The organism is Variovorax nivicola, assembly GCF_051216475.1.
Taxonomy (GTDB): domain Bacteria; phylum Pseudomonadota; class Gammaproteobacteria; order Burkholderiales; family Burkholderiaceae_C; genus Variovorax.
Genome location: NZ_JBPJZK010000001.1, coordinates 444,131 through 462,668 on the forward strand (window position 1 = coordinate 444,131; position 18,538 = coordinate 462,668).

Here is an 18,538-nt window from a genome sequence, read left to right on the forward strand (position 1 = left end):
GGCCCTTTCCGTGCCGGCTCAATTCTCAGATGAACAAAAACTTCAGTCGCTTTCGCCTGCGTAGCGTTGCCGCGGTGGTTGCCAGTGCGCTCGCCGCCACGGCAGCCTGGGCCGTAGAGCCTTTCACGGTGCGCGACATTCGCGTCGAAGGTCTGCAACGCGTCGAAGCCGGCACGATCTTCGCGTCGCTGTCGCTGCGCGTGGGCGATACCTACAGTGACGAGCGCGGTTCCGCCGCCATCCGCGCGCTGTTCGACCTGGGGTTGTTCAAGGATGTGCGCATCGACGTGAACGGCAACGTGCTGGTGGTGATCGTCGAAGAGCGGCCGACCATTGCAGACGTCGATTTCGTCGGCACCAAGGAATTCGACAAGGCCGCGCTGCAGAAGGCGCTGCGCGAAGTCGGGCTGACCGATGGCCGTCCCTACGACAAGGCACTGGCCGACCGCGCCGAGCAGGAGCTCAAGCGCCAGTACGTGAGTCGCAGCCTCTACAACGCGCAGGTCGTGACTACCGTCACGCCCATCGAGCGCAACCGCGTCAACCTGACCTTCACCGTGACCGAAGGCGAGTCGGCCCGCATCCGCGAAGTGCACGTGGTCGGCAGCAAGGCCTTCAGCGAATCGACGCTGCTGAGTCTGTTCGACCAGGACAGCGGCGGCTTCATGAGCTGGTACACCAAGTCGAACCAGTATTCGCGCGCCAAGCTCAACGCCGACCTCGAAACGCTGCGCTCGTACTACATCACCCGCGGCTACCTCGAGTTCCGCATCGACTCGACCCAGGTTGCCATTTCGCCGGACCGCAAGGACCTGACGGTGACCGTGAACATCACCGAAGGCGAGAAGTTCGTGGTGTCGAGCGTCAAGCTCGATGGCAACTACCTTGGCCGCGACGACGAGTTCAAGTCGCTCATCACCATCAAGCCGGGCGAGCCCTACAACGGTGAGCTGGTTACCGAGACGACCAAGGCCTTCAACGACTATTTCGGCACCTTCGGCTATGCGTTCGCACGCGTGCAAGCGCGCCCCGACATCGACCGCGCGAACAACCGCGTGGCGCTCACGTTGCAGGCCGAACCTTCGCGCCGCGTGTACGTGCGGCGTGTCTCGGTGGGCGGCAACAACAAGACCCGCGACGAAGTCATCCGCCGCGAGTTCCGCCAGTACGAAGCCTCCTGGTATGACGGCGACAAGATCAAGCTCTCGCGCGACCGCGTGGACCGCCTGGGCTTCTTCACCGAAGTGAACGTCGATACGCAGGAAGTGCCTGGTTCGCCCGACCAGGTGGACCTGACCGTCAACGTGACCGAAAAGCCCACCGGCAGCCTGCAGCTTGGCGCCGGCTATTCGAGCGCCGAAAAGGTTGCGCTGACCTTCGGTATCTCGCAGGAAAACGTGTTCGGCTCGGGTAACTTCCTGGGCGTGCAGGTCAACACCAGCAAGTACAACCGCACGCTGTCGGTGACGACCACTGACCCGTACTTCACGCCGGACGGCATCTCGCGCACGATCAGCGTCTACCACACCACGACGCGCCCGTATCAGACTTCCACCGATGGCGACTACAAGCTGGTGAACCAAGGCGCTTCCATCCGTTTTGGCGTGCCGTTCAGCGAAGTCGATACCGTCTTCTTCGGCATCGGTCTCGAGCGCTATGCGTTCGACCCCAACAGTTCGACGGCATTCTCCGGTCTGTACACGCCGCCGTCTTACCTTGCCTATTTCCAGTGCCAGAAGGATCCCACGGGTCTGCTGGTGGTCAACTGTGACCAGAAGAGCGTCTGGGGTGTTCCGCTGAGCATCGGCTGGGGCCGTGACAGTCGCGACAGCGCGCTGATCCCGACCACGGGCCGTCTGCAGCGCGCCAACCTCGAAGTGGGCGCAGGTGGGGACATGAAGTACATCAAGACGAACTACCAGTACCAGCAGTTCTTCGCGATCAGCAAGCAGTACACCTTCTCGATCAACGGCGAAGTCGGCTATGCGAAGGCGCTCGGCGGCAAGGTCTATCCGATCTTCAAGAACTTCTATGCCGGTGGCCTGGGCTCGGTCCGAGGCTTCGAGCAGAACTCGCTGGGGCCGCGCGATGCCCCTCTGTTCCTCCAGAGCGAAGGTGCAGCTCTCGGCGGCACCAAGAAGGCAGTCTTCAATGCCGAATTGAGCACGCCGTTCCCGGGTGCCGGCAATGACCGCACGCTGCGTTTGTACGGCTTCTTCGATGCCGGTAACGTGTTCGGCACGCGTGCCGCCGGTGTGACCGACGAGCAATGGAAGGCCGAGAAGAAGTTGCGCGCGTCGGTCGGACTGGGCGTCAGCTGGATTTCGCCGCTGGGCCCGCTGCGTCTTGCTTATGCCTTCCCCGTCAGGTCCCAGAAGGAAGTGGGGCAGCCGTTTACAGCCGGGTATATCCCGAAGGATAGAATTCAGCGCCTCCAATTCCAGATCGGAACGTCTTTCTAAATGAAGCATTTGATTCGCGCTGCGGCAGGCGCGTTGTTGATTCCCGCTCTCGCATTCGCTGCGGTGCCCGCCCAGGCGCAGGCACAGGAAACCTTTCGCATCGGTTTCGTGAACCCGGACCGCGTGCTGCGTGAGGCGCAGCCGGCCAAGACTGCCCAGGCGAAGCTCGAAGCCGAGTTCCTGAAGCGCGAGAAGGACCTGACCGCACAAGGCGACGCCCTGAAGGCGGCTTCCGAGAAGTTCGAGCGCGAGGCGCCCACCCTGTCGGAAAGCCAGCGGGTCACGCGCCAGCGCGCGCTGGTCGACCAGGACCGCGACTTCCAGCGCAAGCGGCGTGAATTCCAGGAAGACCTGAACGCGCGCAAGAACGAAGAGCTCCAGCAGGTCTACGAGCGCGCCAACCGCGTGGTGAAGCAGGTGGCCGAGGCCGAGAAGTACGACGCCATCCTGCAGGAAGCGATCTACATCAATCCGAAGCACGACATCACCGACAAGGTGATCAAGGCGCTGAACGCGTCGGTCGGCTCTCCTGCGCCCGCGGCCGGCAAGTAACGCCGCGAACCGGCGTGTCACTGCAGCTCGGAGCCATCGTTGACGCCCTTGGGGGCGAGCTTCATGGCGATGCGGCGCTGTCCATCGAGCGGCTTGCGCCGCTGCAGAATGCACAGCCTGATGCGCTCAGCTTCCTGAGCCATCCCAAATACCAGCAAGAACTGGCGGCCTCGAAGGCCGCCTGCGTAATCGTCTCGCCCGCCATGCGCGAGGCGGCCGCAGCGCGTGGCGCTTTCATCGTCACGCCCGATCCGTACTTCTACTTTGCCCGCCTGACGCAGCTCTGGAAGGCGCATCACGCCCGCCCGGAGGCCGACCGGATCCACCCCAGCGCGGTGATCCACGCCGAGGCGCAGGTCGACGCCACGGCGCGCATCGGCGCGCTGTGCGTGGTGGAGCGGGGCGCGCGCATCGGCGCGGGCACGGTGCTGAAGTCGCGCGTGACGGTCAGCGAGGACTGCACCATCGGCGAGCGCTGCCTGCTGCATCCTGGCGTGGTCATCGGCGCCGACGGCTTCGGCCTCGCACCGCACGAGGGGCGTTGGGTCAAGATCGAGCAGCTGGGTGCGGTGCGCATCGGCAACGACGTCGAAATTGGCGCCAACACCTGCATCGATCGCGGCGCGCTCGACGACACCGTGATCGAAGACGGTGTGAAGCTCGACAACCTGATCCAGATCGGCCACAACGTGCGCGTCGGCAAGAACACCGCCATGGCGGGCTGCGTTGGCGTGGCCGGCAGCGCCGTCATCGGCGCCAATTGCACCTTTGGCGGTGGCGCCATTGTGCTGGGTCATCTGACGGTGGCCGACGGCGTGCACATATCCGCTGCGACCGTGGTCACCCGTTCAATCCACAAGGCCGGCCAATACACCGGTATGTTTCCCATCGATGACAATGCGAGCTGGGAAAAAAATGCGGCAACGCTCAAGCAGTTGCACAGCCTGCGCGAACGACTGAAGGCGCTGGAAAAGGCTCCCTCGAAAAAATGACGACGATGCAGGAACAGAAAATCATGACGACGACGCTCGATATCCATCAAATCCTCAAGCTGCTGCCCCACCGATACCCGTTCCTGCTGGTGGACCGCGTGCTCGACATGGAAAAGGGCAAGCGCATCACGGCGCTCAAGAACGTGACGATGAACGAGCCGTTCTTCAACGGCCATTTCCCGCATCGCCCTGTGATGCCGGGCGTGTTGATGCTCGAAGCCATGGCCCAGGCTGCGGCCCTGCTGTCGTTTCATTCGCTCGACATCGTGCCGGACGACAACACCGTCTACTACTTTGCCGCCATCGATGGCGCGCGCTTCAAGCGCCCGGTGGAACCCGGCGACCAGTTGACGCTCGAAGTCGAAATCGAGCGCATGAAGGCGGGCATTTCCAAGTTCAAGGGCCGGGCCCTGGTGGGCAGCGAGCTCGCCTGCGAGGCAACGCTGATGTGCGCCATGCGCCAGATCAGCTGATCCGGCTGCAGACAGTCGTTTCACAAGGCATGACCCAGGTTCATTCGACAGCACTCGTCGACCCCCAGGCACAACTCGACGCCTCGGTGTCGGTCGGGCCCTACACCGTGATCGGCCCGCACGTGCGGGTGGGCGCGGGCACCACCATCGGCGCGCACTGTGTGATCGAAGGGCGCACGACCATCGGACGCGACAACCGCATCTTCCAGTTCTCGTCCCTCGGCGCCATACCGCAGGACAAGAAGTACGCCGGCGAGCCGACGGAGCTCGTCATTGGCGACCGCAACGTGATCCGCGAGTTCTGCACTTTCAACCTCGGCGTGCCGGGGGCAGGGGGCGTGACGCGCGTGGGCAGCGACAACTGGATCATGGCGTACACGCACATTGCGCACGACTGCCATGTCGACAACTACACCACGCTGGCCAACAACACCACGCTGGCGGGGCATGTGCACCTCGCCGACTGGGTCACGGTCGGCGGGCTGACCGGCATCCACCAGTTCGTTTCGGTCGGCGCGCACGCCATGGTCGGCTTTGCAAGCGCGGTGTCTCAAGACGTGCCGCCCTTCATGCTGGTCGACGGCAATCCGCTGGCTGTGCGCGGCTTCAACGTCGTCGGCCTGCGCCGGCGAGATTTTTCCGCCCAGCGGCTCGCGGCAGTGAAGCAGATGCACCGCCTGCTGTACCGCCAGGGCAAGACGCTCGAAGAGGCGCGCGCCGGGATTGCTGAGCTCGCGACGGAAATGCCGGAAGCGGCAGGCGACGTCGCGCTGATGGAAGCCTTCCTCGCCAGCTCGACGCGCGGCATCGCGCGCTGACGTGACGGCGATGCAGAAGGACGAACAGCGACGCTTCGCGCTGGTCGCAGGCGAGGCCTCCGGCGACCTGCTCGCGGGGCTGCTGCTCGACGGCCTCCAGGCCCGCTGGCCCGATCTCCAGACCGCCGGTATCGGCGGTCCTCGCATGCTGGCGCATGGCTTCCAGAGCTGGTGGCCGCAGGAAAAGCTCGCGGTGCGCGGCTACATCGAGGTGCTGCGGCATTACGCCGAGATAGCCGGCATCCGCCGCAAGCTCAAGGCCCGGCTGCTGCAGGAGCGCCCTGAGCTCTTCATCGGCGTCGATGCGCCCGATTTCAACCTCGACCTCGAGGCCGGCCTGCGTAGCCACGGCATGAAGACGGTGCACTTCGTTTGCCCGTCGATCTGGGCCTGGCGGCCGGAGCGCGTCGAGAAGATCCGGGCTGCGGCCGACCATGTCTTGTGCATCTTCCCGTTCGAGCCCGCGTTGCTGGCAGAGCACGGCGTGGCCGCGAGCTATGTTGGCCACCCGATAGCCAACGTGATCCCGATGACGCCCGACCGCGCCGCTGCACGCGCCGCGCTGGGCCTGACGCCCGATGCACAGGTCGTCGCCTTGCTGCCGGGCAGCCGTCGCTCCGAGATTCGCTACCTGGCTGCGCGCTTCTTCGCTGCAGCCGCACTGATGCAGAAGGTGCGGCCAGAACTCCAGTTCGTTGCGCCCATCCTGCCGGGCCTGCGTGCCGAGGTCGAGGCGATGCTGCAGGCCAGCGGCATGACTGGGCGCGTGAGGCTGCTCGACGGCCAGTCGCACGCCGCGCTGGCCGCCTGCGACGTCACGCTGATCGCCAGCGGCACCGCCACGCTCGAGGCTGCGCTGTTCAAGCGGCCGATGGTCATCGCCTACAACATGAATGCGCTGTCGTGGCGTTTCATGCAGCGTAAGCAACTGCAGCCCTGGGTTGGCCTGCCTAACATCCTGTGCCGCGAGTTTGTGGTGCCCGAGCTGTTGCAGGAAGCGGCTTCGCCCGAAGCGCTGGCCCAGGCTACGTTGGCTTGGCTTGACGCGCCTGCGAAAACGCAAGCCCTGCAACAAAGATTTTCAGAGCTGCATGTGCAATTGCAGCGCGATACGCCGACACTTTGCGCCGATGCGATCCAGAAAGTTCTTGAAGGCTGAGCAGGCCCCGCTGGTGTGGGATGCACCGGGGCTGATGGCGGGCGTCGACGAGGCGGGGCGTGGTCCTCTGGCTGGCCCGGTGGTGGCTGCTGCCGTAATCCTCGACGACCTGCGGCCGATCCCCGGCCTGGCCGATTCCAAGACCCTCACGGCCCTGCAGCGCGAGCGCCTGCACGACCAGATTCTGGCCAAGGCGCTGTGCTGTTCGATTGCGCAGGCCACCGTCGAAGAGATCGACACCCACAACATCCTGCAGGCCACCATGCTTGCGATGCGGCGCGCGGTCGAAGGGCTGCGGCTCAAACCTGTCAAGGTGCTGGTCGACGGCAATCGGCTGCCGACGCTCGACGTGCTGGCCGAAGCCATCGTCAAGGGCGATTCGCGGGTGAAGGCCATTTCCGCCGCGTCGATCCTGGCGAAAGTGCACCGTGACCGGCTGTGCGAGCAACTGCATGCCGAATTTCCGCACTACGGCTTTGCCGGCCACAAGGGCTATGGCACGCCCGAGCACCTGGAAGCGCTGCAGCGCCATGGCGCGTGTGTGCACCACCGCAGGTCGTTCAGCCCAGTGGCCGCGGCGCTCGCCCGCACGGGCGGTGTCTTGAACGTGGTGTTGCCCGCCGAATCCGAGCAGCCGGCGATGCTGGTTGGCGCCGTCGAGGCCGCGCGCCCCGATCTTCACGCCGCGCCCTGAACCCCCGATGACCTCTGACGCCAGCCACATCAGCTCGCGCGACAACCCGCTACTCAAGGACCTGCGCAAGCTCGCGCAGGACCCTGGCGCTTACCGCAAGCTCGGCCGCCTCTGGCTTGAGGGCGACCATCTGTGCCGGGCGGCGCTCGCCCGAGGCGTCAAGCCCGCGATTGCCGTGTTTTCGGAGTCTTTCTGGCCCCAAGCACCTGCTGAATGGGCGAGTGGCGCTATCAAAACCGTAGTGGTCAGCGATGACCTGCTGCGCGGCGTCAGTGGATTGGAATCGCCGGCGCCCATGGGCTTCGTGCTCGACCTGCCGTCCCGCCCGGAACTGATCCCTGACGCCCCCAGCGTCGTACTCGACCGCCTGCAGGACGCCGGCAACGCCGGCTCCATCTTGCGCAGTGCCGCCGCCTTCGGCTTCACCCAGGTGATCGCGCTCAAGGGCACGGCCGCGTTGTGGGCGCCGAAGGTGCTGCGCGCCGGCATGGGCGCCCATTTCGGCCTGCGGTTGATCGAAGGCGTGGACGCCGATGTGCTCGACGGCCTGAAAGTGCCGCTGGTGGCGACCAGTTCGCACCGCGGCGAGTGGCTCCACAAGGCCGAACTGCCGTATCCCTGCGCCTGGCTGATGGGGCACGAGGGGCAGGGCGTGTCGCCCGCGCTGGAGGCCCGGGCGACGCACCATATCCGCATTGCGCAGCCGGGCGGCGAGGAGTCGCTCAACGTGGCTGCCGCCGCCGCGATCTGCCTGCATGCGAGCGGAGCGGCCCTGCAGGCCAAATAACACACTCAGTCCGGGCTACAATCGGGGGCTTACTCGCAAATCAGCGTCGCCCGGCCGCCTTTAACGCCAAAATCCCCTTAAGCAGCAGTCCGCAGGCAACGCGCCTGGGGCTCCGGGCGACCGTAACCATCCGGAGAACCCAGTGCTTTTGTCTCTCAAGGGAAGTTTCCCGCCCGCCATCCTGGCGCTCGCAGACGGCACGGTCTTTCAAGGCAATTCGATCGGAGCCGCCGGCTCCACGACCGGTGAAGTGGTGTTCAACACCGCCATGACCGGTTACCAGGAAATCCTCACCGACCCGAGCTACTGCCAGCAGATCGTGACGCTCACGTATCCGCACATCGGCAACTACGGCGTCAACGGGGAAGACATCGAAGCCGACAAGATCCATGCCGCGGGCCTGATCATCAAGGACCTGCCCCTCGTCGCCTCCAATTTCCGCAAGACCGCCACGCTCACCGAGTACCTCGTGTCCGGCAAGACCGTGGCCATCGCGAACATCGATACCCGCAAGCTCACGCGCCACCTGCGCACCCACGGTGCTCAGAACGGCTGCATCCTGGGCCTAGCCGAAGGCGAAGCCGTGACGCAGGCACTGATCGACAAGGCCATCGCCGCCGCCAAGGCCGCGCCGAGCATGTCGGGCCTCGACCTCGCCAAGGTGGTGTCGGTCAAGCAGACCTACGAATGGACCGAAACCGAGTGGAAGCTCGGCGCGGGCTACGGCGTGCAGATCACGCCGAAGTTCCACGTCGTCGCCTTCGACTACGGCGTCAAGAAGAACATCCTGCGCATGATCGCCCAGCGCGGCGCGCGCATCACGGTGGTGCCGGCGCAGACGCCCGCGGCCGACGTGCTCAAGCTCAAGCCCGACGGCATCTTCCTGGCCAACGGCCCCGGCGACCCGGAGCCCTGCGACTACGCGATCAATGCCGTCAAGGAACTGATCGAGACCGGCATTCCTACCTTCGGCATCTGCCTGGGCCACCAGATCATGGCGCTGGCCTCCGGTGCGAAGACCTTCAAGATGAAGTTCGGCCACCACGGCGCGAACCATCCGGTGAAAGACCTCGACAACGGCCGCGTGAGCATCACCAGCCAGAACCACGGCTTTGCGGTCGACGAAAAGTCGCTGCCGGCCAACCTGCGTCCCACCCACATCAGCCTGTTCGACAACACGCTGCAGGGCCTGGCGCGCACCGACAAGCCCGCGTTCTGCTTCCAGGGCCACCCTGAAGCCTCGCCGGGTCCGCACGACATCGGCTACCTGTTCGATCGCTTCACGGCACTCATGGAAAAGAACAAGACGGAAAAGACGGAGAAAGAGAATGCCTAAGCGCACAGACCTCAAATCGATCCTCATCATCGGCGCCGGCCCGATCATCATCGGCCAGGCCTGCGAGTTCGACTACTCCGGCGTGCAGGCCTGCAAGGCGCTGCGCGAAGAGGGCTACAAGGTCATCCTGATCAACAGCAACCCCGCGACGATCATGACCGACCCGGCCACGGCCGACGTCACCTACATCGAGCCCATCACCTGGCAGACGGTTGAAAAGATCATCGCCAAGGAGCGCCCCGACGCGATCCTGCCGACCATGGGCGGCCAGACCGCGCTCAACTGCGCGCTCGACCTCTGGCGCAACGGCGTGCTCGACAAGTACACCGGCGCGGCCACCAACAAGCCGGTCGAGCTGATCGGCGCAACGCCCGAAGCCATCGACAAGGCCGAAGACCGCCTGAAGTTCAAGGACGCGATGACCAAGATCGGACTGGGCTCGGCCCGCTCCGGTATCGCGCACTCGATGGACGAGGCCTGGGCCGTGCAGAAGAGCGTCGGCTTCCCGACGGTCATCCGCCCCAGCTTCACGCTCGGCGGCACCGGCGGCGGCATCGCCTACAACCCGGAAGAATTCGAGACCATCTGCAAGCGCGGCATCGAAGCTTCGCCGACCAACGAACTGCTGATCGAAGAATCGCTGCTCGGCTGGAAAGAGTACGAGATGGAAGTCGTGCGCGACAAGGCCGACAACTGCATCATCGTCTGCTCGATTGAAAACCTCGACCCGATGGGCGTGCACACCGGCGACTCGATCACCGTGGCCCCCGCGCAGACGTTGAGCGACAAGGAATACCAGATCCTGCGCAACGCCTCGCTGGCCGTGCTGCGAGAGATCGGCGTGGACACCGGCGGCTCGAACGTGCAGTTCTCGATCAACCCGAAGGACGGCCGCATGGTCGTCATCGAGATGAATCCGCGCGTGTCGCGTTCGTCGGCGCTGGCCTCCAAGGCCACGGGCTTCCCGATCGCCAAGGTCGCGGCCAAGCTGGCCGTGGGCTACACGCTCGACGAACTGCGCAACGAAATCACGGGCGGTGCCACGCCCGCGTCGTTCGAACCGTCGATCGACTACGTGGTCACCAAGATCCCGCGTTTCGCGTTCGAGAAATTCCCGCAGGCCGACTCGCGCCTCACGACGCAGATGAAGTCGGTGGGCGAAGTGATGGCCATGGGCCGTACCTTCCAGGAGTCGTTCCAGAAAGCCTTGCGCGGCCTCGAAGTCGGCGTGGACGGCCTCAACGAGAAGACGCAAGACCGCGAAGTGCTCGAAAAGGAACTGGGCGAACCCGGCCCCGAGCGCATCTGGTACGTGGGCGATGCCTTCGCCATGGGCCTGAGCGTAGACGAAGTGTTCGCGCTGACCAAGATCGACCCGTGGTTCCTGGTGCAGATCGAAGAGATCGTGAAGATCGAACTCGAGCTCGAAACCAAGTCGCTCGACGACATCGACCGCGACACGCTGCTGGCGCTGAAGAAAAAGGGCTTCTCCGACCGCCGCCTCGCCAAGCAGCTCAAGACCACCGACACGGCCATTCGCGAGAAGCGCCGCGCACTGGGCGTGCGCCCGGTCTACAAGCGCGTGGACACCTGCGCGGCCGAGTTCGCGACTAACACGGCCTACATGTACTCGACCTACGAGGACGAGTGCGAAGCCGACCCGACGGACAAGAAGAAGATCATGGTGCTCGGCGGCGGTCCCAACCGCATCGGCCAGGGCATCGAGTTCGACTACTGCTGCGTGCACGCCGCGCTCGCCATGCGCGAGGATGGTTACGAGACCATCATGGTCAACTGCAACCCCGAGACAGTGTCGACCGACTACGACACCTCGGACCGCCTGTACTTCGAGCCGCTGACGCTCGAAGACGTGCTCGAAATCGTCGACAAAGAAAAGCCGCTTGGCGTGATCGTGCAGTACGGCGGCCAGACGCCTTTGAAGCTCGCGCTCGACCTCGAAGCGAATGGCGTGCCGATCATCGGCACCTCGCCCGACATGATCGACGCGGCCGAAGACCGCGAGCGCTTCCAGAAGCTGTTGCATGAGCTGGGCCTGCGCCAGCCGCCGAACGCCACGGCGCGCACCGAACCCGAAGCGCTCGAAAAGGCCGCGGCCCTCGGTTATCCGCTGGTGGTGCGCCCGAGCTATGTGCTCGGCGGCCGCGCGATGGAAATCGTGCACGAGCAGCGCGACCTCGAGCGCTACATGCGCGAAGCCGTCAAGGTCAGCAACGACTCGCCGGTGTTGCTCGACCGCTTCCTGAACGATGCCGTCGAGTGCGACGTCGACTGCATCCGCGACGCCGAAGGCGGCACGCTGATCGGCGGGGTGATGGAGCACATCGAACAGGCCGGCGTGCACTCGGGCGACTCCGCTTGCTCGCTGCCGCCTTACAGCCTGAACGCCGACACGGTGGCCGAGCTGAAGCGCCAGAGCGCCGCGATGGCCGCCGCGCTGAACGTGGTCGGCCTGATGAACGTGCAGTTCGCCATTCAGCAGAAGGATGGCAAGGACGTCATCTACGTGCTCGAAGTGAACCCGCGTGCCTCGCGTACGGTGCCCTATGTGAGCAAGGCCACCGGCATCCAGCTCGCCAAGGTGGCGGCACGCTGCATGGCAGGCCAGTCGCTGAAGTCGCAGGGCGTGACGAAGGAAGTCACGCCGCCGTACTTCAGCGTGAAGGAAGCCGTGTTCCCGTTCGTCAAGTTCCCGGGCGTGGACACCATCCTTGGCCCCGAGATGAAGTCGACAGGCGAAGTGATGGGCGTGGGCAAGACCTTCGGCGAAGCCTTCGTGAAGTCGCAGTTGGGCGCCGGCACGCACCTGCCGAAGTCGGGCAAGGTCTTCATCTCGGTGAAGAACAACGACAAGGCGCGTGCCGTCGAAGTGGCGCGCGGCCTGGCGAAGCTGGGCTTCGAGCTGATCGCCACCAAGGGCACGGCCGCCGCCATCAGTGCTGCCGGCATCGAGTGCGCGACGGTGAACAAGGTGACCGAAGGCCGCCCCCACATCGTGGACATGATCAAGAACAACGAGATTGCCCTGGTCATCAACACGGTGGAAGAGCGCCGCAACGCGATTACCGACTCGCGGCAGATCCGCACCTCGGCGTTGCTGGCGCGCGTGACGACCTTCACCACGATCTTCGGCGCCGAAGCCGCGGTCGAGGGCATGGGCTTCATGGACGAACTCGGCGTGATCTCTGTGCAGGAGATGCACGCGCAACTGGCTTCGGCCTGAGCGTCATCATGGAAACGCAGCTCGTCGAACTGGATCTGACGGACTGGAGCGCGGCTACGCCCAACGAGGCGTGGATCGCGGAGCTGGAAGCGGGCAAGGTGCTGTACTTTCCGCGTCTGGGCTTCGAGCTGCTGCCTGAAGAGCGCAGCCTGCTCACGCCCAGCCTGCTGTCGCCCGACGTGCGCAACATCAGCCTCGATGCCAACGGCAAGCTCAAGGGTGCGGTTGGCGACGAGGCGGTGCAGCGCATGGCAGCCGCGATGGTGGGGCGCTTTCGGGCGCAGGCCACGCAGCTCATTCACGGCCTGCTGCCGCACTACACGCCGGCCTTGCGGCTGGCGCCCACCAGCTACCGGCCAGCGAAGGTCGAGACGCGGGTGCAGTCGTGGCGCGCCGACGACCGGCGTTTGCACGTCGATTCATTCCCGTCGCGGCCGAACTACGGCGAGCGCATCCTGCGCGTCTTCACCAATGTCAATCCTGAAGGCGCGCCGCGCGTGTGGCGCGTGGGCGAGCCTTTCGAGGACATCGCCAAGCGCTTCCTGCCGCGTGCCAAGCCTTATGTGCGCTGGCAGGCAAAGCTGCTGCGCGCGTTGCGCGTGACGAAGTCGTTCCGCAGCGAGTACGACCACCTGATGCTGCAACTGCACGACGGCATGAAGTCGGACATGGCGTATCAGGAAAACTCGCCGCAGGAAACCGCCAAATTCCCGCCGGGCTCGGTGTGGGTGTGCTTCTCGGACCAGACCTCGCACGCCGTGATGGCGGGCCAGTACATGCTCGAGCAGACCCTTCATCTGGCCGCTTCGAAGCAATACAATCCCGAATCGAGCCCGCTCGCCATCCTGAGCCGGCTGACCGGACGCAAACTCGTCTGATCAATTCCCTCAATCGACCGCCGAACGGCAGCGTTCGGCGGTTTCGCTTTATGGAGAACCAACAACATGGCAACCATCCCAGTCACCAAGCGCGGCGCTGAAAAACTGCGCGCCGAACTGCACCAGCTCAAGACGGTGGACCGTCCCTGGGTCATCAATGCGATTTCCGAAGCACGCGCCCAGGGCGACCTGAGCGAGAACGCCGAATACGAAGTCGCCAAGGACCGCCAGGGCTTCATCGAAGGCCGTATCCAGGAAGTCGAAGGCAAGCTGTCGGCCGCGCAGATCATCGACCCGAGCGAGCTCGATGCCGGCGGCAAGGTAGTGTTCGGCTCGACCGTCGAACTCGAGGAAGAAGAATCCGGCGAGGCCGTGAAGTACCAGATCGTCGGTGAAGACGAAGCCGATCTGAAGCTCGGCCTGATCAACATTTCCAGCCCGATCGCGCGCGCGCTCATCGGCAAGGAAGAGGGCGACACTGCCGAAGTGCAGGCCCCCGGCGGCCTCAAGCGCTACGAGATCGTGGCCGTTCGCTACCTCTGATTCTTCGACCCATGAAAGACCGCTTTGCGCTGATGCTGGCCGCCTTCTGGTGGGGCAGTCTCACCACGATCGGCTTTCTGGTGGTGCCGATGCTGTTTGCCAGGCTCGGCAATCCGTCTGTGGCCGGCAATTTTGCGGCGCAACTGTTCGAGGCGCAGAGCTGGATTGCCATCGGCTGCGGGCTGATCCTGCTGATCCACTTCAGGGCCAAGGCCGACGATCGCATGAGCGGACCAGCGATGACGGCCATCTTCTTCATCCTGGGGGCGCTACTGCTGGCGCTGCTCCAGCAGTACGCCGTGGCGCCACGCATCCTGGCGCGCGAGAACCTCAAGCTGTGGCATGCCGTGGGCAGCGGCATGTACCTCGTGCAGTGGCTGTGTGCCGGGGTGCTGCTCTGGCGCATGAGCGCCCGCACGGCAAGCTGAATGGCAGAGGCGGCTTTCGCCGACCTCGTGCCTCTTACTCTTTCCAGTATTTAGCGACCCAGCGTGCCGGCCGGATGAACCGGAAGGCCCGGTTGCGACGGCCTGCCAGCGCGTCCGGCGGGTTGCACTCGCCATGGAACACCATGATGCGTGCGCCCTCGGGCACGAAGGGCTCTTCCCAGTAGTTGGTTGGCCAGGTCGGAATGCCGTGGTACTTGAAGCTCGGGCACCAGCCCTCGGGCCAGTAGGCCAGCTTGCCCTGTTTGTGGAGCACGTCCGACAGGTAGGCCTGCTCGTTGCGGTATTCGACTTGGACCTTGTCCATGTTGGCGCGGAAATACGCCAGCACGTCGGCGTGGGCACCGAGCTCGAAGCGGTAGACCGACGAATTGCCCGTGATCCGCTCGCGCCGCCAAGGGCGGGCGTAGTCGTGAATGATCAGGAATTCGCCCGGCTGCTCGAAAAAGGCGTCCAGGCTGCCCACCACGACCACGTCGAGGTCGAGGAAGAGGGCGGGACCGCGCAGGCCGTGCAGGTCCTGCTCGAAGGTCGTGAGCTTCTTCCAGGCGCCGTCGCGCTGGCCGGGGGCCAGATGCAGATTGAGCGGCGGGATCGGCAGGCACGTCACCTCGGGGCGAACGCCGTTACCGTCGTCGGTCAGGCATACGAACTTGAAGTCGCCGCTGAGATTGCGGCGGACCATCGCGTAGAGCCGGTTGACATATTCGGGGCCGTATTTCGTGCCCCACTTCATGCAGAGGATATGGCGCTGGGCGCCTTGCGCTGCCACCAAGCTCAGTCTGCCTGGTTACGCTTCTTGGCCGACAGGGGCCGTTTCGCCTTGGCGCGCTTGATGGTGCCGCCAGGGGTCAGGCGCTGGTTGCCGAGCACGCGCAGGGTCTTGATTTCAGGCCGTTGGCCGCCGCGCTTGCTGTACTTGACGATCTTCACGTCGCGCGGGCCGGGCATGCGGTCTTCATCGACCACGCGCTCCTTTTCGGGCTTCGGGCGCCACAGCACCAGCAGCTTGCCGATGTGTTGAATGGGGGCGGCATCGAGCTCGTCGGACAGCTCGCGCAGCATGGCGTCGCGGGCCAGACGGTCGTCGGAGAAGACGCGGATCTTGATCAGGCCATGGGCCTTGAGCGCCGCGTCGGCTTCTTTTTTCACGGCAGGGGTGAGCCCGTCTCCACCGACCATGACGATCGGATCCAGGTGGTGAGCTTCGGCGCGGTGCACCTTGCGCTCGGCAGGGGTAAGTTGAATGGCGGGCATCCCCGTATTATCGACGCGTACACGAAGACCCTCATGAGCACCAAAGCCAAAAGCAAAAAAGTCAATAAAGCGTGGCTTCACGACCATATCAACGACCCCTATGTGAAGCTCGCCACCAAGGAGGGTTATCGCGCGCGCGCCGCCTACAAGCTCAAGGAAATCGACGAGTCGCTCGGCCTCGTCAAGCCGGGCCAACTGGTGGTGGACCTCGGCTCCACCCCCGGCGCCTGGAGCCAGTACCTGCGCCGGCGCATGTCGCCCGGCGGCGCCGCGGCCGGCGAGCTGAACGGCACCATCGTTTCGCTCGACATCCTGCCGATGGAGCCCATCGAGGGCGTGACCTTCCTGCAGGGGGATTTCCGCGAAGATGCGCTGCTGCAACAGTTGCTGGGCGTCCTGGCGGGCCGCAAGGCTGATCTGGTGGTGTCGGACATGGCACCCAACCTGTCGGGCATCCATTCGGCCGACGCGGCCCGGGTGGCGCACCTGATCGAGCTTGCCATCGACTTTGCCCAGCACCACCTGAAGCCCGAGGGGGCGCTGGTGGCCAAGCTGTTCCACGGAAGCGGCTACGACGAGTTGGTAAAGCTCTTCAAAGCGAATTTCCGCATCGTGAAGCCCTTCAAGCCCAAGGCATCGCGGGACAAATCGGCCGAGACCTTCCTGGTCGGCATGGGTCTGAAGACCCCGGATACGCCTTGATACCTTGCCGCCGAGGGTGCGTTTGTGGCGCAAACCCTTGTCAGGCTATGGCTGCATTAGGGAAATGCCCGCTTTTCGCAGCTTGAAAAGCCTAAAATGGGGCGCAATTGCGTACCCACAGCGCGTTTTTTCATTTAACTGTCACGCGCCTTAGCCTGGAGCTTCGTTTGAACAATCAGTGGTTTTCCAAAGTTGCCGTATGGCTCGTCATTGCCATGGTGTTGTTCACTGTGTTCAAGCAGTTCGACACCCGCGGTGGCGTCGGCTCGGGGACAGTCAGCTACTCCGAGTTTCTGGACCAGGTCCGCAACAACCAAGTCAAGAGCGCCGTCATTCCTGAGGGTGCAGCCGGCGGCGAGATCGTCGCCGTTACCAACGACGATCGCAAGATCCGCACAACCGCCACGGTGCTCGACCGCGGCCTCGTGGGCGACCTGATCGACCACAACGTCAAGTTCGACGTCAAGCCGCGCGAAGAGAGCTCGCTGCTCATGACGCTGCTGGTCAGCTGGGGCCCGATGCTGCTGCTGATCGGCGTGTGGATCTACTTCATGCGACAGATGCAGGGCGGTGGCAAGGGCGGGGCGTTCAGCTTCGGCAAGAGCAAGGCCCGCATGATGGACGAGAACAACAACACGGTCACTTTTGCCGACGTCGCGGGCTGCGACGAGGCCAAGGAAGAAGTCCGTGAAGTGGTCGACTTCCTGAAAGACCCGCAACGCTTCCAGAAGCTCGGCGGCCGCATTCCCCGCGGTTTGCTGCTGGTTGGCCCTCCTGGCACCGGCAAGACGCTGCTGGCCAAGTCGATCGCTGGCGAAGCCAAGGTGCCTTTCTTCTCGATCTCGGGTTCCGACTTCGTTGAAATGTTCGTCGGCGTGGGCGCGGCCCGTGTCCGCGACATGTTCGAAAACGCCAAGAAGAACGCCCCCTGCATCATCTTCATTGACGAAATCGATGCGGTGGGCCGTCAGCGCGGCGCCGGTCTCGGCGGCGGCAACGACGAACGCGAACAAACGCTCAACCAGATGCTGGTCGAGATGGACGGCTTCGAAACCAACCTCGGCGTGATCGTGGTGGCCGCCACCAACCGCCCCGACATCCTGGACGCCGCACTGCTGCGCCCCGGCCGTTTCGACCGTCAGGTGTACGTCACGCTGCCTGACATCCGTGGCCGCGAACAGATCCTCGGCGTGCACATGCGCAAGGTCCCGCTGGGCCAGGACGTGAACCCGAGTGTGATCGCCCGCGGCACGCCCGGCATGTCGGGTGCCGACCTGGCCAACCTCTGCAATGAAGCCGCCCTGATGGCCGCCCGCCGCAATGCGCGCGTGGTCGAGATGCAGGACTTCGAGAAGGCCAAGGACAAGATCTTCATGGGCCCCGAGCGCAAGAGCATGGTCATGCCCGAGGAAGAGCGCCGCAACACGGCCTACCACGAGTCCGGCCACGCCCTCATCGGCAAGCTGCTGCCCAAGTGCGACCCGGTGCACAAGGTCACGATCATTCCGCGTGGCCGCGCCCTCGGCGTGACCATGAGCCTGCCTGCGCAGGACCGCTACAGCTACGACCGCGAATACATGCTGAATCAGATCAGCATGCTGTTCGGTGGCCGCATTGCCGAAGAAGTGTTCATGCACCAGATGACCACCGGTGCCAGCAACGACTTCGAGCGTGCGACCTCCATCGCTCGCGACATGGTCACGCGCTACGGCATGACCGACGCGCTGGGCCCGATGGTCTACGCCGAGAACGAAGGCGAAGTGTTCCTGGGTCGCTCGGTCACCAAGACCACGAACATGAGCGAGCAGACCATGGAAAAGGTCGACTCCGAAGTGCGCCGCATCATCGACGAGCAGTACGCCCTGGCGCGCCACCTCATCGAAGAGAACAGCGACAAGATGCACGCCATGGCCAAGGCGCTGCTCGAATGGGAAACCATCGACAGCGAACAGCTCGACGACATCATGGCTGGCCGCGCACCGCGCCCGCCGAAAGACTGGACGCCGCGCATTCCGCCTTCGGGCAGTGGTGGCAGCGGCGGCACGCCGGCAGTCAACCCTGACCCGGCGCCCACTGCGGCCTGAGGTGGACTTGGCATCAAGCAACAACGGGGCCTCTGGCCCCGTTTTCCATGGGGCTCCATCCGGCGGGGTGTGGCAAACCTCGCGCTTTCGCATCGACCTCGCGCAGCCGCGCGT

General features: G+C 64.5%; 17 protein-coding genes. 15 read left to right on the forward strand and 2 right to left on the reverse strand.

Features of this window, described 5'->3' with window-relative positions; genetic code table 11:
- Positions 1–29 precede the first annotated feature (29 nt).
- From bamA to ACSFBF_RS02135, 13 genes are all read left to right on the forward strand, one after another.
- Positions 30–2,462, forward strand: coding sequence for an outer membrane protein assembly factor BamA (gene bamA, locus ACSFBF_RS02075; protein ID WP_435464695.1), 2,433 nt, complete (start codon positions 30–32; stop codon positions 2,460–2,462).
- Positions 2,463–3,014 (forward strand): OmpH/Skp family outer membrane protein, encoded by a 552-nt coding sequence (locus ACSFBF_RS02080; RefSeq protein WP_435464696.1) that lies wholly within the window; start codon positions 2,463–2,465, stop codon positions 3,012–3,014.
- 14 nt (positions 3,015–3,028) lie between these two features.
- On the forward strand, positions 3,029–4,006 hold the full coding sequence (gene lpxD / locus ACSFBF_RS02085) for a UDP-3-O-(3-hydroxymyristoyl)glucosamine N-acyltransferase (RefSeq protein WP_435464697.1): 978 nt from the start codon (positions 3,029–3,031) through the stop codon (positions 4,004–4,006).
- Between the two features lie 23 nt (positions 4,007–4,029).
- Complete coding sequence (gene fabZ, locus ACSFBF_RS02090; RefSeq protein WP_013541729.1) at positions 4,030–4,479, forward strand: 3-hydroxyacyl-ACP dehydratase FabZ; 450 nt, start codon at positions 4,030–4,032, stop codon at positions 4,477–4,479.
- A 29-nt stretch (positions 4,480–4,508) separates the two neighbouring features.
- Complete coding sequence (lpxA, locus tag ACSFBF_RS02095) at positions 4,509–5,297, forward strand: acyl-ACP--UDP-N-acetylglucosamine O-acyltransferase (protein ID WP_435464698.1); 789 nt, start codon at positions 4,509–4,511, stop codon at positions 5,295–5,297.
- A gap of 10 nt (positions 5,298–5,307) precedes the next feature.
- Complete coding sequence (gene lpxB, locus ACSFBF_RS02100; protein ID WP_435464699.1) at positions 5,308–6,456, forward strand: lipid-A-disaccharide synthase; 1,149 nt, start codon at positions 5,308–5,310, stop codon at positions 6,454–6,456.
- Entirely contained in the window at positions 6,428–7,150 is a 723-nt protein-coding gene (rnhB, locus tag ACSFBF_RS02105) for a ribonuclease HII (RefSeq protein ID WP_435464700.1), read from the forward strand. Before lpxB ends, rnhB begins: the two co-directional genes overlap by 29 nt.
- A gap of 7 nt (positions 7,151–7,157) precedes the next feature.
- A complete protein-coding gene (locus ACSFBF_RS02110) occupies positions 7,158–7,937 on the forward strand; it encodes a TrmH family RNA methyltransferase (protein WP_435464701.1) in 780 nt (259 codons plus the stop codon).
- 142 nt (positions 7,938–8,079) lie between these two features.
- Complete coding sequence (gene carA / locus ACSFBF_RS02115) at positions 8,080–9,273, forward strand: glutamine-hydrolyzing carbamoyl-phosphate synthase small subunit (RefSeq protein ID WP_435464702.1); 1,194 nt, start codon at positions 8,080–8,082, stop codon at positions 9,271–9,273.
- The gene (gene carB / locus ACSFBF_RS02120; RefSeq protein WP_435464703.1) at positions 9,266–12,514 is read left to right on the forward strand and encodes a carbamoyl-phosphate synthase large subunit; all 3,249 of its coding nucleotides are present in this window, start codon (positions 9,266–9,268) and stop codon (positions 12,512–12,514) included. Before carA ends, carB begins: the two co-directional genes overlap by 8 nt.
- 8 nt (positions 12,515–12,522) lie before the next feature.
- Positions 12,523–13,392, forward strand: a complete 870-nt coding sequence (locus ACSFBF_RS02125) for a Kdo hydroxylase KdoO (RefSeq protein ID WP_435464704.1) — start codon at positions 12,523–12,525, stop codon at positions 13,390–13,392.
- 66 nt (positions 13,393–13,458) lie between these two features.
- Positions 13,459–13,935, forward strand: a complete 477-nt coding sequence (gene greA, locus ACSFBF_RS02130; RefSeq protein ID WP_435464705.1) for a transcription elongation factor GreA — start codon at positions 13,459–13,461, stop codon at positions 13,933–13,935.
- Positions 13,936–13,946: 11 nt separating this feature from the next.
- The gene (locus tag ACSFBF_RS02135) at positions 13,947–14,363 is read left to right on the forward strand and encodes a DUF4149 domain-containing protein (protein WP_435464706.1); all 417 of its coding nucleotides are present in this window, start codon (positions 13,947–13,949) and stop codon (positions 14,361–14,363) included.
- A 34-nt stretch (positions 14,364–14,397) separates the two neighbouring features.
- Here ACSFBF_RS02135 and ACSFBF_RS02140 read toward each other — a convergent pair whose 3' ends face one another.
- Together ACSFBF_RS02140 and ACSFBF_RS02145 are read right to left on the reverse strand one after the other, a co-directional pair.
- A complete protein-coding gene (locus ACSFBF_RS02140) occupies positions 14,398–15,117 on the reverse strand; it encodes a glycosyltransferase (protein ID WP_435464707.1) in 720 nt (239 codons plus the stop codon).
- Positions 15,118–15,158: 41 nt separating this feature from the next.
- A complete protein-coding gene (locus ACSFBF_RS02145; RefSeq protein WP_093056559.1) occupies positions 15,159–15,638 on the reverse strand; it encodes a YhbY family RNA-binding protein in 480 nt (159 codons plus the stop codon).
- A 33-nt stretch (positions 15,639–15,671) separates the two neighbouring features.
- On the opposite strand from ACSFBF_RS02145, the gene ACSFBF_RS02150 reads away from it, so the two are divergent.
- Positions 15,672–16,340 (forward strand): RlmE family RNA methyltransferase, encoded by a 669-nt coding sequence (locus ACSFBF_RS02150; protein ID WP_435464708.1) that lies wholly within the window; start codon positions 15,672–15,674, stop codon positions 16,338–16,340.
- Between the two features lie 167 nt (positions 16,341–16,507).
- Positions 16,508–18,424: an ATP-dependent zinc metalloprotease FtsH gene (gene ftsH / locus ACSFBF_RS02155; RefSeq protein ID WP_435464709.1), complete on the forward strand. Its 1,917-nt coding sequence runs from the start codon at positions 16,508–16,510 to the stop codon at positions 18,422–18,424.
- The last annotated feature ends 114 nt before the right edge of the window (positions 18,425–18,538 follow it).